Below are 14,317 nucleotides of genomic sequence, written 5' to 3'. Positions count from 1 at the left end.
GAGCGATTCCCATCCCGCCGGAACCGGGCCATCTTGAACTTATCCAGGCCGATAATTTAGTACCTGCCGCACGCCGGTCGTGGCGACGCGCAAACGGTCTGGCGCTACGCAAACGCGCCGGGGACCCCCGAATACGGGTGTCGACAGCGCGGGTGCGCGTCCTAAGGGAATGTGCGCGTCGTGGAGGAAGTGGGGAGGAACGTCCGACGGCGGCACTCGGCGAGGGTGCCGACGTCGTACGTCCCCGGTGGTCGAGCCTGTCGAGACCCCGGGCATTACGCCAGCGGCTGGAGAAATACGGCACATTTTGGTTTCTTAATTCGCCAGGGCTCGGTGTATTCTTCCAAGGTTAGGCTTCCCTAAATCGCCGAAGACACCTATGGACCACACGCTATGAGCACCCAACTTGACCTTCAACGCCTGTCGTTTGCCTCGGACCTCGCGAGCAGGGGTGACAGGACTGCCGTTGCCACCAGCCACGGCGTCCTGACATATCGGGAACTGGCCGACCGTGTTGAGGAGCTGGGCCGGCGCCTCGGTTCCGAACGTCGCCTGGTGGCCCTGACGGCCGGTAACGACGTCGAGTCGCTGGTGGGGTACCTGGCGGCCATGGCTGCCGGCCATCCCCTGATCCTCCTGCCAGCGGACAAGCCTGCCGCCTTGGAATCCCTCGTCGCGGCCTACGATCCGGACGTCATCCTTCGTTCCGCGAACGGCCGGACAGTACTGGAAGAACGAAGGCCAGGCACCGGACACACGCTGCACCCGGACCTGGCCCTTCTGTTGAGCACCTCAGGTTCCACCGGTTCACCCAAGCTTGTGCGGCTGTCCTATGAAAACCTCCAGGCGAACGCCGAGTCCATCGCGGAATACCTGGGCATCACCGAAAATGACCGGGCGATGACCACGCTGCCCATGTCCTACTGCTACGGGCTGTCAGTGATCAACAGCCACCTGCTGCGCGGCGCCAGCCTGGTCCTGACGGATCTGTCCGTGGTGGACCCCTGCTTCTGGGATCTGTTCCGCAGCGAGGGGGCGACGTCGTTCGCGGCCGTGCCCTACACTTTCGAGTTGCTGGAACGGGTGGGGTTCGCCAGCATGAATCTGCCCACGCTGCGGTATGTGACCCAGGCGGGCGGCAGGCTCGGCCCTGGCCTGGTCCGGCGTTACGCCGAACTGGGCGCACGGAGCGGCTGGGATCTCGTTGTGATGTACGGCCAGACGGAGGCCACCGCGCGCATGGCATACCTCCCTCCCCGGCTGGCGGGTACGTCGCCCGGGGCCATCGGTGTCCCCATCCCCGGCGGCACCTTCCGGATAGACCCGGTCCCCGGACTGGAGCATGGGGAACTGGTCTATTCCGGGCCCAACGTGATGCTGGGATACGCCCGGACACCGGAGGACCTGGGCCTTGGGCGGACGGTGGAAGAACTCCGCACCGGAGACCTGGCGCGCAAGAACGCTGACGGGCTGTACGAAGTGGTGGGCAGGCACAGCCGGTTCGTCAAGATCGTCGGCCTCCGCGTCGACCTTGGACAGGTGGAGCGGATCCTTGCCGACCTTGGTGTTCAGGCCGCGAGCGCCGGCACGGACCAGGGACTCGTCGTCGCCGTCGAGGGTGAACACGACCCAACGCTCCTGGGCAAGCTCCTCGCCCAGGGCATAGGCCTTCCACGCGCTGCCCTGGAAGTCCACGCCGTGCGGGAGCTCCCGCGTCTGGCGTCCGGCAAGCTGGACTACCCTGCCGTCCTGGCGCTCGCCAAACCCATTGTTCAAGACGCGGCTTCCAGCACGAACTCCGGAACTTGCCCGCGGGACACTGTGGTGCGGATTTTTGAGGACACGCTGGAGCTGACGGACATTTCCGACGACGACACGTTCGTTTCGCTCGGCGGGGACTCGCTTTCGTATGTGGCGGCGTCCGTGCGGCTTGAGCAGGTGTTGGGGCATTTGCCCCCGGACTGGCACATCACCCCGGTGGGGGTGCTGGGGGCCCGCCGTGAACAGCCGCGGCCCCCGAAGCGCCGCCTGTTCGCCCGGCTTGAAACCAGCATCGTGCTGCGGGCGGTCTCCATTTTCCTGATTGTCAGCACCCATATCGGATTCCTGCACTGGCAGGGTGCCGCCCACGTGCTTCTGGCCGTGGCGGGGTTCAACTTTGCCCGGTTCCAGTTGTCCGGGGAACGTGGGCCGCGCCTAAAGAAGCAAGTGGCCAGCCTCGCCAGGGTGGTCATACCCAGCGTGGCCTTCATCGGCTTCGCCTACCTGATTACCGACAGATACAGCCCGGCGAATATCGTCCTCCTCCACGCCATTATCGGACCCGAAGAGGTGACCACCCGGTCGCATTTCTGGTTCATTGAGGTGCTCGTCTACCTGCTGGTCAGCATGACGGCATTGCTCGCACTGCCCTGGGTTAGCAGGGCCGAAAGGCGCTTCCCCTTGCTCTTTTCGCTGGTGCTGCTCGCCGCCGGACTGCTTACCAGGTACGAGCTTCTTGAGCCGGGAATTCCGCACACGACGCCGGCGCTCTGGCTCTTCGCGCTGGGATGGGCGGTTGCCCGGGCCCGTCACGTCCTTCAGCGGTGCGGCCTGAGCCTCGTGGCCGCTGTGACTATCCCGGGGTTTTTCGACAACCCCAGCCGTGAACTGACTGTCATTGTCGGGATCCTCCTGCTCCTGTGGCTGCCCAGCCTCCCCGTCCCGGCCGGGCTCCGGCGCCTCACCGTTCTGCTGGCGACTGCGTCCCTGCACATTTACCTGGTGCATTGGCTGGTCTACCCGCTGCTGGTTGAGCTCAGTCCCGCGCTCGCCGTCGTGGCCTCCCTGGCCGCAGGCTCTGCGTACTGGGCACTCTGCAGCCTGGCGCCAACGGTCATCGGCCGCGCTAAAACCCGGAGATTGAGCTTGTCGAGAGCCCGGTGAGTGGGGAGGAACGCCCGACGGCGGCCGTCGCCCCGCCCAGCCGTCGGACCGGATAGCCGCCCCGCCAGACTTATATCGCCCCGATATACTTGACCCATGACCAGCGATATCGCCGAGAAGAGGGTTCGTGCCGGGCTGAGCCAGAAACGGCTAGCGGAGCTCTCGCATGTCAGCCAGCCAAATCTCTCGGCATATGAATCCGGGAAGCGCATCCCCCGGCCTGAAACCCTTGACCGGATCATGAAGGTCTTGAGGCGCCGGCCATCGGAGGTCCTCGCTGAACACCGCCGCGAGACGCTTGAGATCGCCCACAGGTACAAAGCACATAACGTCCGCGTTTTCGGATCGTTGGCAAGAGGCGAGGACACGCCGGGATCCGACGTCGACCTTCTCGTTGACCTCGAACAGGGCGCCACGCTTTTCGACCTGTCCGGCTTCCGCCTGGACATGATTGACCTGCTCGGCGTGGAAGTGGACATCGTCCCGTCGGGCTCAGAGAGCCCCATCATGGAGCGCATTCTCAGCGAAGCAGTCCCCCTGTGAGCGGGGACCCCGAAGAGGTCCCCATGGGCGGCCAGTTCGTGCCCCGTGAGCAGACGGATCCGACTTTCTCGCTCGCAACGGCACCGAAGGGAAGGGTCCTCCAGCTGATCGGAGACATGGAGGAGCGGCTGGGCTGGGCGCAGCAGATCGTGGACGAAGGTGAACCCGCGTTCAACGATCCGGGCAATTGGCGGTCACGCGAGGCGATGAAGTCCATCTTCATTGACCTGAACACTGCCGCGGATCGTATCCCCGAGCCGGTACGTGAGCAGTACCCCGCAATACCTTGGCGCCAGATGCGCGGACTCCGGAATGTGCTCTCTCACGACTACGCGGCCATTCGCAACGACACAGTGTGGCAAACGGCGGCCCGGAGTCTGCCGGAGCTCAGGGCCCAGCTTGCCCACGTGCGTGCCGACGTCGAACGCTGGCCCTAGGCTTGTCACCCTTCAATCCGGGACGCTCTGCCGGCTGCCTGGCGACACTCATATGACCTGTCGCGACCGCAATACCTGTAGCGACAGGGCGTGTGCGCGTCATGGGGACTTTCGCGGGTCGAGTTCCGCAGAACGCGCACGACGGCGGGGCACACCGGCCGCTGCCAGCATGCGTTCCAGCTTCCCCGGCTCCTTCAGATCGGCCCAGTCCCACCTCACCACGCTGAATCCGGTGGCCCGGATTCTGTTCTCGCGCTTCTTTTCCTCCACCACCGCCCGCGATACTGTTCGGCCCTTGAGGAACTCCGGTTTGACGTACTTCTCCACGCCCAGCGCGCGGCTGTAGGACTCTCCCGCCGAACCGGACATTGGATCCGCGAAAGCCAAGGCGGCCAGTATCTTTCGCCCCGCAGCAGTGGAGTACATAGATCCGATACCTGCCTCCAGTTCAGCCGTCGTCACGGCAGGCAGTCGCAGGTCGAAGCACATGGTCCAGGTGCGCGGCAGCCACGGTGAAAGGCGTGAACGCGGCCAGATCCAGCACAGTGCGGAGGCGGCCGGTGACGAGCAGGCCCTCCCGCCGGACCACTGTAGGTCGGACGGATCTGCGAAGTGGCGAACAACTCCGGCACGGGACCGGCCGCCGTCGTTCTTCATCGTCAGGGCGTGGACAGGATGGTGCAGGCCAATGGTGGGAATGCTCCAGACAGACGCGGCGGAATGTCGGGCGAACACAGTAGGACGTTCGAAGGTTTCCGCCGGCGCGCTGATGCGGAGCCTGTACTGTTCCCAGGGCTTCAGTCGATTCCACGCGGGGCCGTCGGTGTAGACGCCGTGCCGGATCCGGACAAGCGAACCGCCTTTGACTCCCTTGGCGAGGTCCTTGCCGTTCAGCCCGTGCTGGATGCGGTCGCGGGCCAGGAGGAGCGGTGGAAGGTCGGTTATGTACCGAAGATGCCAGTTGCGCGCCCTGTGCGACAGATGAGGCTGCCGCCATGTGGAAAACTACCTGCACCACCGTCGACGCGCACGATCGCAATCGACGCGCATCCGCTCTGGCGCTCACGGAATGCGGGCCGCGTCAGGGAATATGCGCGTCGTCCGCCACGCGACGGCACGGTGGTCGAGCCTGTCGAGACCCGGTTTCGGCAAGCTCAACCACCGGGCCCCTCCTTGACGCCCTCCGCCACCTCCGCATATCCTGAACGAACGGTCGGTAAATAAATCGAACCGATCCAGGCAGGTGCATAGGAGCAACCATGGAAGCCAACGCCCCGCGTAACGCGGACCGCCAAGCCAAGGACAGCCAGGCCAAGGACCGCCAAGACGCGGTCGGTCAGGCCAACTTTGACCGCGTGATCGCCGAAGACTCCCGCATTGAACCAAAAGACTGGATGCCGGACGCCTACCGCAAGACCCTCCTGCGCCAGATCTCCCAGCACGCCCACTCCGAGATCATCGGGATGCAGCCGGAGGCCAACTGGATTTCCCGCGCCCCGAGCCTAAAGCGCAAGGCCATCCTCATGGCGAAGGTCCAGGACGAGGCCGGCCACGGGCTCTACCTGTACTCGGCCGCCGAGACGCTCGGTCAAACAAGAGACAAGATGACGGCCGATCTCATCGCCGGCAAGGCCCGCTACTCGTCCATCTTCAACTACCCGGCCCGGACCTGGGCGGACATGGGTGCCATCGGCTGGCTGGTGGACGGCGCCGCCATCTGCAACCAGGTGCCGCTGTGCCGCGCCTCCTACGGCCCCTACGGCCGCGCCATGGTGCGCGTCTGCAAGGAGGAATCGTTCCACCAGCGCCAGGGCTTCGAGATCCTGCTGGAACTCGCCCACGGCACCCCGGAGCAGAAGCAGATGGCGCAGGACGCCGTGGATCGCTGGTACGCCCCGGCGCTGATGATGTTCGGCCCGCCGGACGACGATTCGCCCAACTCCAAGCAGTCCATGGCCTGGAATATCAAGCGCTTCAGCAACGATGAACTCCGCAGCCGCTTCGTGGGAATGATGGTGGAACAGGTCCGCGTGCTGGGCCTCACCCTCCCGGACAGCGAGATCCGCTTCAACGAGGACACCAAAAAGTGGGAGCACGGCCCGCTGGACTGGAACGAGTTCCACGAAGTCCTCGCCGGCCGCGGCCCCTGCAACGCCCAGCGGCTGGAACGCCGGAGGGAAGCGCACGACGACGGCGCCTGGGTCCGCGAAGCAGCCGCGGCGTATGCAGCAAAACAGTCACTGAAGACAAAGGAATACGCAGCATGAGCGACGCAAACAATCCGGTGATTGAGCCTGTCGAAATCAAAGGCTCAACCAACGGATCGGTGAGCCCGGTGATTGAGCCTGTCGAAATCCCGGCAACGGTTTCGACGGTTTCGACAGGCTCAACCACCGAAAGGGCCTGGGGCCTGTGGGAGGTCTTCGTCCGGTCGAGCCGCGGCCTCTCCCACGTTCACGCCGGCTCCCTGCACGCGCCGGACGCGGCCATGGCCCTGCGCAACGCCCGCGACCTCTACACCCGCCGCAACGAGGGTGTCTCCATCTGGGTGGTCCCGGCCGACGCCATCGCTGCCAGCGATCCGGACTCCAAGGGCTCATTCTTCGAGTCCCCGCAGGGCAAGGACTACCGGCACGCCACGTACTACACCAAGAGCGAAGGGGTGAAGCACCTGTGAACGCTGTTCCCATGGGCGGGGAATCCGCCACCCGCATCACCCCCGGCAACGCCCTGCGCCCGGAGGACATCGCGCTGGAGGTCCGCACCGGCCTGGCCAAGCCCACCGAGGACGTGGCCGAGTATGCGCTGCGCCTCGGGGACGATGGCCTGATCCTCGCGCAGCGGCTGGGCCACTGGATCTCCCGCGGCCCGGAGCTGGAGGAGGACGTGGCCCTGGGCAACATCGCCCTGGACCAGCTGGGCCACGCAAGAAGCTTCCTCACCTACGCCGGCGGCGCCTGGGACAAGACCGAGGACGACCTGGCGTACTTCAGGCGCGAGCACGAGTTCCGGTCGGCCGCCATCTTTGAACAGCCCAACGGCGACTTCGCGGCCACCATCGCCCGCCAGTTCATCGTGAGCTACTACCAGTTCGAGCTCTACCGCCGGCTCACCGAGTCCACGGACGCCACACTCGCGGCCATCGCCGCGAAGGCCGTGAAGGAAGTGGACTACCACCGGGACCACAGCGCCCAGTGGGTCCTGCGACTGGCCGGCGGCACCGAGGAATCCCGCACACGGATGATCCAGGGCCTGAAGCAGATGTGGCCCTACGTTGCCGAACTCTTCCAGGACGACGAGCTGACCACGCGCCTGACTGAAACGGGCGCCGCCGTCGAGCCTTCCAGCCTGCGCGCGGACTTTGACCGGCTGACCGGGGAGATCCTGGCCGAAGCCGAGCTGGGAGTGCCGGACGTCCCGGCTGCCCCCGGCGGCGGACGGCATGGCCATCATTCCGAGCACCTGGGCTACCTCCTCGCGGAGATGCAGGTGCTGGCGCGCGAGTATCCCGGAGCAAGCTGGTGATCGCCGTGGCCACCGCTGCACAGCACCCGACACGGCAGCAGACACAACAGCAGCAGGCGTGGGACATCGCCGCCACGGTCTGCGACCCGGAAATCCCCGTGCTCACCATCGAGGACCTGGGCATCCTCCGCGACGTGCAGGTGACGGAGGAACACAACACAGCTGAACACAGTGTCCGCGTCACCATCACGCCCACGTACTCGGGCTGCCCGGCCATGGACGCCATCCGCGACGACCTGAAAAAGGCCTTCGCCAAGGAAGGCTACCAACAGACAGAAGTCGAACTGGTGCTCGCCCCGGCCTGGACCACGGACTGGATGACGGCCGCCGGGAAGGCGAAGCTGCGGGAGTACGGCATCGCGCCGCCGTCGGGCATGGCAGCAGCCGGCGGCCACCACGGACCCATCAGGCTCAAAATGGCCGTCAAATGCCCCCAGTGCTCCAGCCTGAACACCAGGGAGCTCACCCGGTTCGGCTCCACGTCCTGCAAAGCGCTGTACGTCTGCAAGGACTGCCTGGAACCGTTCGACTACTTCAAAGTCCTGTAAGGAAGCCCCATGCCTGTTGTGCGCCAGACCGCCGCCGAATCGGCGCTAGCCAGCGGCCGCCGTCGTCCGTCCTTCCACACCCTCACCGTCACCGAGGTAAGAAGGCTGACCGAGGACGCCATCGAGGTCACGTTCGGCGTCCCCCAAGAGCTCGCCGGCCAGTTCGACTACCTGCCCGGCCAGTACGTGGCCCTGCGCACCACGCTGCCGGATGAGAGCGGCGAGCCGCACGAGATCCGCCGCAGCTACTCCATCTGCGCGGAGCCGCGCAGCTTCCCGGACGGCAGCAGCGAGATCCGGGTGGCCGTGAAGCAGGACCTGGGCGGGCTGTTCTCCACGTGGGCCAACGCGGAGCTGAAGGCGGGGGACACCCTGGACGTCATGAGCCCCATGGGCGCGTTTGTGTCCAAGCACGGCCGGGACGGCAAGGCCGTGGAGCAGAACGTCATGAACTCCATGAACCACCCGGAGGAGCTCGCGGGGGAGGCAGCCTCCCAGGGGGCGGGCACCTTTGTGGCCATCGCGGCGGGGAGCGGCATCACCCCGGTGATCGCGATCGCCCGCACGCTGCTGGCCGCCAACCCGGAGACGCGCTTTGACCTGATCTACGCCAACAAGGCCGCCATGGACGTGATGTTCCTGGAGGAGCTCGCGGACCTGAAGGACAAGTACCCGCAGCGGCTGGCCATCCACCACGTGCTGTCCCGCGAGCAGCGGATCGCGCCGCTGCTCAGCGGACGGATCGACGCCGAGAAGCTGCAGCAGCTGCTGGGCACCGCCATCCACGCGGACGATGTGGACGAGTGGTTCCTGTGCGGGCCGTTCGAGCTGGTGCAGCTGTGCCGGGACACCCTGGCCGAGCGCGGCGTGAAGCCGGAGCACGTGCGGTTCGAGCTGTTCACATCGGGCAAGCCGGACCGCCCGGAGGGCCACGCCGGCCGTCCCGTGGTGGTGGACGAGTCGCAGGAGACGTACAGGATCACGTTCAAGCTGGACGGCCTGCAGGGCGACGTGGCCAGCCCCACGCACGCCCGCGAATCCATCCTGAACGCGGCGCTGCGGGTCCGGGCGGATGTGCCGTTCGCGTGCGCCGGGGGAGTGTGCGGCACGTGCCGCGCCAAACTGGTCACCGGCACCGTGACCATGGACGAAAACTACGCGCTGGAGCAGGATGAACTGGACAAGGGGTACGTCCTGACCTGCCAGAGCCACCCCACCAGCAAAGAAGTAACAGTCGACTTCGACGTGTGATCGGTGGTTGAGCCTGTCGAAACCCCCGAACCCGACCCAAGGAGCCCAATGATCTCCCTCTCCATCGCCAACAACGTCGCCGAAGTGGTCCTGGACGCGCCGCACAAGCTGAACTCCCTGGACGAGCAGGCGCTCGCTGATTTAGCACAGGCGTACGACGACGCCGCTGCCGCCGCCTCGCGCGGTGAAGTGCGGGCGCTGCTGCTTAGGGGAGAGGGCCGCGCCTTCTGCGCGGGCCGGGACATTTCGGGCGTGACGCCGGAGACGGACGACGCCGAAGCGTACCTGGGTGGGCTGGTGCAGCCGCTGCTGAGGAAGATGAGCGCGTTCCCGGCGCCGACGTTCGCGGCCGCCCATGGCGCCTGCCTGGGCGTGGGCCTGGGCCTGCTGCTGGCCACGGACGTGGTGTACGTGGCGGAGAACGCCAAGTTCGGCTCGCCGTTCGCCAAGCTGGGGGCAACGCTGGATTCGGGCGGGCACTGGTACTTCACCGAGCGGCTGGGGATGCACCGGACCTTGGACCTGATCTACACGGCAGAGCTCATGTCCGGCACGGAGGCCGTGGCACAGGGGATGTTCAGCCGGGCCATGCCCGCCGATGAATTGTTGGCCAATACCAGGGAAATTGTGACGAAGGTTGCCGCCGGGGCAACGGGTGCCTTCACGGCGAGCAAGGAGCTGGTGGCGCACATCCGCGACCAGCGGCTGGGCCTATGGGACGCCATGGCCGAGGAAAATGCGGAGCAGGCGCGGCTTTGCAAGAGCGCGGACTATGCCGAAGGCTTCCGGGCATTCCAGGAGAAGCGGGCGCCAGTGTTCGAAGGCCGGTGATTGCGCCTGTCGAAATCAATTGCGTGTTTTGGCAATCGATTTGTAAGGTTCACCTATGACAATGGGGAAATCTATTACAAAAGCCGTCATTCCTGCTGCCGGCCTGGGGACTCGCTTCCTGCCCGCCACCAAGGCGATGCCGAAGGAAATGTTGCCGGTGGTTGACCGCCCGGCCATCCAGTACGTCGTGGAGGAAGCCGTCAAGGCCGGCCTCGACGACATTTTGATGATCACGGGGCGCAGCAAGCGCGCCCTTGAGGACCACTTCGACCGTGAACCCGGCTTGGAGCGCGCGCTGGAGCTGAAGGGCGATCAGGGTCGCCTGGACCTGGTCCACGAGGCGTCTGATCTTGGTCCTATCCACTACGTCCGCCAAGGCGAAGCCAAGGGCCTGGGGCACGCAGTGCTGTGCGCCAGCCAGCACGTTGGCAACGAACCGTTCGCCGTTCTCCTGGGTGACGACCTCATTGATGAGGCCGAGACCCTTCTCACCACCATGATGGAGGTGCAGCAGAAGACGGGCGGTTCGGTCATCGCGCTCATCGAGGTGGATCCCTCGGAGATCAGCGCCTACGGCTGCGCGGACATCACTGCCATCGATGGTGAGGACTACGTCCGCGTCAACAGCCTGGTAGAGAAGCCGGCCGCGGACGAGGCACCGTCCAATCTGGCCGTCATCGGCCGGTACGTGCTGCACCCGTCCGTCTTTGGGGTCCTCGAGAACACGGAGCCCGGCCGCGGCGGGGAGATCCAGCTGACCGATGCGCTCCAGACCCTGGCCGCCAGCGAGGGTGAAGGCTCGGGCGTGTATGGCGTGGTGTTCAAAGGCCGCCGCTACGATACTGGCGACAAGCTGAGCTACCTGAAGGCCGTCATTACGCTGGCTTCCGAGCGCGTGGAGTTCGGCGAAGACTTGAAGACCTGGTTGAAGGCCTTCGTCGGCTAACTCCTGATGCTTCTGTGACGCCCTACAGGCCGGCCGCTGACCAGCGGCCGGCCTGTAGGCGTTTAAGGGCCGCAGCGACCAAGAGAGCGCCAATTACGGCCCCTCCAGTATTTGTGACAAGATCCAGCGCGCTTGCAAACCGATTGTGAAGAAATAGCAGCTGGCCCAGTTCGATGCAGCCCGAGACAATCAGTCCAAGAATTCCGATCTGCCACAAGCGTTTTCCTGGATAGGCCAGGGCTGCGACGGCGCCGAGGGGAATAAAGAGCGCTACATTGGCAGATGCTTCGACGAATTGGTAGTTGAACCAGGTGGGAATTCCGTGGGCATGAAGGAATCTCAGGAGGTTGGCCAGATCACCCTGCAAAGGCTCATCGACAGGGCTGGGCCAGAATGCGACCAGCGCCAGCGGCACAAGCATGGCGACCAGAACCGCGCGCCAGAGCCTCGGGTTGTCCGGGATCCTCAACGGACCCTCAGGTAGTTCTCAGCAAGGCCATAGCAGCCATTCCCAGAGCGGCTACGGCCAGCACCATGAGAAGGATGTAGGGGAGCGCCTGAGGGCGGGGGAGAGGAACCGACAAGTCCCAGTGCCACGGTCTTCTGCGCCAATGTCTCCCCATAGATCAAATAAGTACCACAGTTCGGTGTTTAACCTGACCGTTCGGTGGTAGAAAACTTCTCTTCGGTGGTTGAGCCTGTCGAAACCTTAAATGCAGAAGGTGGGTGGTTCTCCGGTTTCCCGGAGAACCACCCACCCTCGTTGGTGCTAGTGAGTGCTGCGGTTACGCTGCTGCTTCGGTCTTGGCGCGGCGACGAACTACAACTACAGAGGCTGCACCGGCGGCCAGCGCGCCAGCGCCGACCAGGGTCCAGAGGATGAGGCCGGAGTCAGCACCGGTGTTGGCAAGGCCAGCTCCGGTGTTTGCGAGCGGAGCGCCGCCGGTGTTGGACAGCGGGGCGCCGTTGCTGGCGAAGCTCGGGTCCACTACAACCGTGACGGGGCCAACCGTGTTACCTGAAACATTGCCCGTAGCGGTGATGAAGTAGGTGCCGGCTTCGGTGATCGTGATCGGAACTGAGTAGTTGCCCTGAGCGTCCGCCTGAGCGCCGAAGGTCTGCGCCTGGAAAACGGGGATCTTTACGGCAACTGACCTGCCCTGGGATGCGGGCGGGTTACCCGGCGTCACAGTGATGGTGAGGGATTCACCAGCAAAGGGGCCACGTCCGCGGAAGATAAATTGTTCACCCGGGCCAACGGTGCCGTCAGAGACAGCAGCCTGCGGCGGAATCGGCGGGTAGTTGGCGGCGATAGCCGGTGCGGTGCCAACCAGTGCAAGAGATCCTGCAAGTGCGAGTGCTGCGAGTGTTTTTTTCATTATTGTCCCCCCGGAGACGTTTAAGTTTTTGTGTGTACCCGAATTGAGGAGGTTCCTCTCCGCACGAGACCTGTGCAGAAATCCCGGATATATATCCCACAACGACATTACCATCCGCGTAGAGCAGCTAGCAATCTCTATCCAGTCGGTTTACATAGTGTTAACGCACTGTCTATAACTACTACCCACACGAGGGAATTTCTGTGGGCAGGATCACATCTTTGACAGCTTGGACAGTGGGCGTGACGACTACGTTAGGTTCCGTGTGTTGCACGATCTTCCCGAAAGTAAATTCAACGGTGCGGCTTTCACCTGGTGCGAGCTTGATCGCCATGACGCCTACAGGCCTGTTGCCGTGGATGTATGAAGCGAAGTCTGCTTTCTGTCCGTTCGACTTGGCAGTCTCTGCGTTGGCTTGGACGGGCCCGTAAGCCACAATGTTTGTTTGGATGGAGCCTGCGGGTACGCCATAGTTGCCGGCTCCCGTAACGTAGGCCGGCAATGAAGTGGCTGCGTCTGCGGGGGCGCTGTTTGTGCTGGTGACGCGGACAGTTGTCTGCTCGTAGCCGTCCTTCGGACATTCCTTTATTAGCTGGACGGTCCGCTTGACGTAGTAGTCCATCTTCGCTCCAGTGCCGTCGTTGAAGTAGACGCCAAACTGGGCCGGGGCAATGCTGGGTCCCGTAATGGATCCGCTCAAGGCGTACTTGGCGATGACGGACTGCTCTGTGGGCAGCCCTGACCAGACAAGAACACGACCCTCATCGGTGCCGCGTGTAAGCCCTTCAATGAGGCCCTTCGCATCTCCCTTGCCGCCGGACAATGCTGCAAAGATCTCTTGAGCGACTCCGGCGAAGTAGGCATCTTGGAGGCGGGGCTGCTCAATTTCTGCATAGACATCAGAAAGTACGGTTTGGACGACGTTCTTACCCGTAAGCTCAGTCGGCAAGCGCGCGCCGGCGAGTGCCACGAGCTCAGGGTCCGTGATCTTGACAGGACCGGTGGCATCCAGGATGTAGCTCAAGGCCACTGGGTCAATGGAGATAACGCCGTCAACACGTTGTCCGGTCTTCCGCTCCCACATGGCTTGAGCGGTTTTGGCCGCCGTGGGAAAGTCCGGCGTTAGGTTCACATCCTGCATGAACTTACCCATGCGCCCTGAATAGATCTGTTGTTGCTCGGGGTCCGACGGCACGATGGGCGACATGACGCCGACGGCTCCGGCGCTGCTCTGAGAGCCCAACGTCAGTTTGCCCTTGTCCAGGCTGAGAACGGCAAGAGCTCCAGGAATGCCGCCAGAGGCTCTAGCCTCGGCATTGTTTTGGATGATGAGGAGGTAATTGCGTGGTGTTTGCGCGCCGAGCATCTCAGGCGCGATGTTCGCGGCGTTGGCGGCGGAATCGAGAGCCAAAGTGAGGTCCTGCAGTTGATCTCTCGCACTAGTCAAAGGGTCGGCCACTTGAGGCAAAAGCTTGGTCGTATCGATCTGACTGAGCCTGTCAGCTGAAAGCCGCACGGCATGAGATGCAGCAGAAATGCTTGGAGAAGCTGCTTCGAGCGGTTTCAGATCAGTACCTGAGCTGCTGGGGAGAAGCATTTCCCAATTGAGGGAGCTGTAAACCTTTACGAGCGGTGCGAGACCCAGGTTGGCCACATCGTCGGCTGATCGTGCAACCTCCGCGACGGCGCTGAAGTTGGACCCGAGCATCGGCAGAGTCGTCGCTAAAGTCCAGAGAGGGTCGTCAGCTGCCTGTTTCGCGGCCGCGGTGTGCGTGCGAAGTTCATCGACTGTGGCTGCAGCCCCATCGGCGTTGTCCGTGGTTATCTCTTCTTTGAGCGAGGGAATCAGCTGGGTCGCCGAGGTGAGTTCGGAACTTATCTCTGACGCTTTGCTTCCCAGCCAGACTGTGCCGGCCACGGCAATGAGAGTGA

At 64.0% G+C, this 14,317-nt stretch carries 14 protein-coding genes; 10 read left to right on the top strand and 4 right to left on the bottom strand.

The genetic code is table 11. The features are described from left to right. Positions 1 to 393: 393 nt before the first annotated feature. The 3 genes from CXR02_RS20935 to CXR02_RS22700 all read left to right on the top strand — a co-directional run bounded on the left by CXR02_RS20935 (position 394) and on the right by CXR02_RS22700 (position 3,905). Positions 394 to 2,925 carry an AMP-binding protein gene (locus CXR02_RS20935; RefSeq protein WP_104063738.1) on the top strand — a complete coding sequence of 844 codons (2,532 nt, stop codon included), beginning with the start codon at positions 394 to 396 and terminating at the stop codon, positions 2,923 to 2,925. 96 nt (positions 2,926 to 3,021) lie between these two features. Further along, positions 3,022 to 3,468 carry a helix-turn-helix domain-containing protein gene (locus CXR02_RS20930; protein WP_104063737.1) on the top strand — a complete coding sequence of 149 codons (447 nt, stop codon included), beginning with the start codon at positions 3,022 to 3,024 and terminating at the stop codon, positions 3,466 to 3,468. Next, positions 3,465 to 3,905 (top strand): DUF86 domain-containing protein, encoded by a 441-nt coding sequence (locus CXR02_RS22700; RefSeq protein ID WP_219816469.1) that lies wholly within the window; start codon positions 3,465 to 3,467, stop codon positions 3,903 to 3,905. The genes CXR02_RS20930 and CXR02_RS22700 overlap by 4 nt, the downstream gene beginning before the upstream one ends. A 99-nt stretch (positions 3,906 to 4,004) precedes the next feature. Here the strand turns inward: CXR02_RS22700 and CXR02_RS20920 are convergent, their stop codons facing one another. After that, on the bottom strand, positions 4,005 to 4,640 hold the full coding sequence (locus CXR02_RS20920) for a hypothetical protein (RefSeq protein ID WP_258061158.1): 636 nt from the start codon (positions 4,638 to 4,640) through the stop codon (positions 4,005 to 4,007). Between the two features lie 524 nt (positions 4,641 to 5,164). Here CXR02_RS20920 and paaA point away from each other — a divergent pair. From paaA to galU, 7 genes are read left to right on the top strand one after another with little or no spacing between them, the layout of a single operon-like run. Continuing rightward, positions 5,165 to 6,172, top strand: coding sequence for a 1,2-phenylacetyl-CoA epoxidase subunit PaaA (gene paaA / locus CXR02_RS20915; RefSeq protein ID WP_258061157.1), 1,008 nt, complete (start codon positions 5,165 to 5,167; stop codon positions 6,170 to 6,172). Positions 6,173 to 6,231: 59 nt separating this feature from the next. After that, positions 6,232 to 6,582, top strand: a complete 351-nt coding sequence (gene paaB / locus CXR02_RS20910; protein WP_104063756.1) for a 1,2-phenylacetyl-CoA epoxidase subunit PaaB — start codon at positions 6,232 to 6,234, stop codon at positions 6,580 to 6,582. An 11-nt stretch (positions 6,583 to 6,593) separates the two neighbouring features. Then, positions 6,594 to 7,430, top strand: coding sequence for a 1,2-phenylacetyl-CoA epoxidase subunit PaaC (gene paaC, locus CXR02_RS20905; RefSeq protein ID WP_104063757.1), 837 nt, complete (start codon positions 6,594 to 6,596; stop codon positions 7,428 to 7,430). Next, on the top strand, positions 7,427 to 7,978 hold the full coding sequence (paaD, locus tag CXR02_RS20900; RefSeq protein WP_104063736.1) for a 1,2-phenylacetyl-CoA epoxidase subunit PaaD: 552 nt from the start codon (positions 7,427 to 7,429) through the stop codon (positions 7,976 to 7,978). Before paaC ends, paaD begins: the two co-directional genes overlap by 4 nt. A 9-nt stretch (positions 7,979 to 7,987) precedes the next feature. After that, positions 7,988 to 9,229 (top strand): 1,2-phenylacetyl-CoA epoxidase subunit PaaE, encoded by a 1,242-nt coding sequence (gene paaE, locus CXR02_RS20895; protein ID WP_104063735.1) that lies wholly within the window; start codon positions 7,988 to 7,990, stop codon positions 9,227 to 9,229. A 48-nt stretch (positions 9,230 to 9,277) separates the two neighbouring features. Beyond that, a complete protein-coding gene (locus CXR02_RS20890; protein WP_104063734.1) occupies positions 9,278 to 10,060 on the top strand; it encodes an enoyl-CoA hydratase/isomerase family protein in 783 nt (260 codons plus the stop codon). Positions 10,061 to 10,115: 55 nt separating this feature from the next. Then, a complete protein-coding gene (gene galU, locus CXR02_RS20885; RefSeq protein WP_104063733.1) occupies positions 10,116 to 11,006 on the top strand; it encodes a UTP--glucose-1-phosphate uridylyltransferase GalU in 891 nt (296 codons plus the stop codon). Between the two features lie 22 nt (positions 11,007 to 11,028). Here the strand turns inward: galU and CXR02_RS20880 are convergent, their stop codons facing one another. From CXR02_RS20880 to CXR02_RS20870, 3 genes are all read right to left on the bottom strand, one after another. After that, a complete protein-coding gene (locus CXR02_RS20880) occupies positions 11,029 to 11,475 on the bottom strand; it encodes a VanZ family protein (RefSeq protein WP_258061156.1) in 447 nt (148 codons plus the stop codon). Positions 11,476 to 11,791: 316 nt separating this feature from the next. Beyond that, on the bottom strand, positions 11,792 to 12,385 hold the full coding sequence (locus CXR02_RS20875; RefSeq protein ID WP_104063732.1) for an LPXTG cell wall anchor domain-containing protein: 594 nt from the start codon (positions 12,383 to 12,385) through the stop codon (positions 11,792 to 11,794). A 181-nt stretch (positions 12,386 to 12,566) separates the two neighbouring features. After that, entirely contained in the window at positions 12,567 to 14,303 is a 1,737-nt protein-coding gene (locus CXR02_RS20870) for a DUF4012 domain-containing protein (RefSeq protein ID WP_258061155.1), read from the bottom strand. Positions 14,304 to 14,317 lie beyond the last annotated feature (14 nt).

The organism is Arthrobacter sp. 4R501, from assembly GCF_002929755.1.
Classification (GTDB): Bacteria; Actinomycetota; Actinomycetes; order Actinomycetales; family Micrococcaceae; genus Arthrobacter.
The sequence above is the reverse complement of the archived record's forward strand: the minus strand, read 5'-3'. Positions and strand labels throughout refer to the sequence as shown.

Coding starts and splice junctions, on each gene's coding strand:
- CXR02_RS20935 (WP_104063738.1), top strand. CDS start 394: ATGAGCACCCAACTTGACCTTCAACGCCTGTCGTTTGCCTCGGACCTC.
- CXR02_RS20930 (WP_104063737.1), top strand. CDS start 3,022: ATGACCAGCGATATCGCCGAGAAGAGGGTTCGTGCCGGGCTGAGCCAG.
- paaA (WP_258061157.1), top strand. CDS start 5,165: ATGGAAGCCAACGCCCCGCGTAACGCGGACCGCCAAGCCAAGGACAGC.
- paaC (WP_104063757.1), top strand. CDS start 6,594: ATGGGCGGGGAATCCGCCACCCGCATCACCCCCGGCAACGCCCTGCGC.
- paaE (WP_104063735.1), top strand. CDS start 7,988: ATGCCTGTTGTGCGCCAGACCGCCGCCGAATCGGCGCTAGCCAGCGGC.
- CXR02_RS20890 (WP_104063734.1), top strand. CDS start 9,278: ATGATCTCCCTCTCCATCGCCAACAACGTCGCCGAAGTGGTCCTGGAC.
- galU (WP_104063733.1), top strand. CDS start 10,116: ATGACAATGGGGAAATCTATTACAAAAGCCGTCATTCCTGCTGCCGGC.
- CXR02_RS20875 (WP_104063732.1), bottom strand. CDS start 12,385: ATGAAAAAAACACTCGCAGCACTCGCACTTGCAGGATCTCTTGCACTG.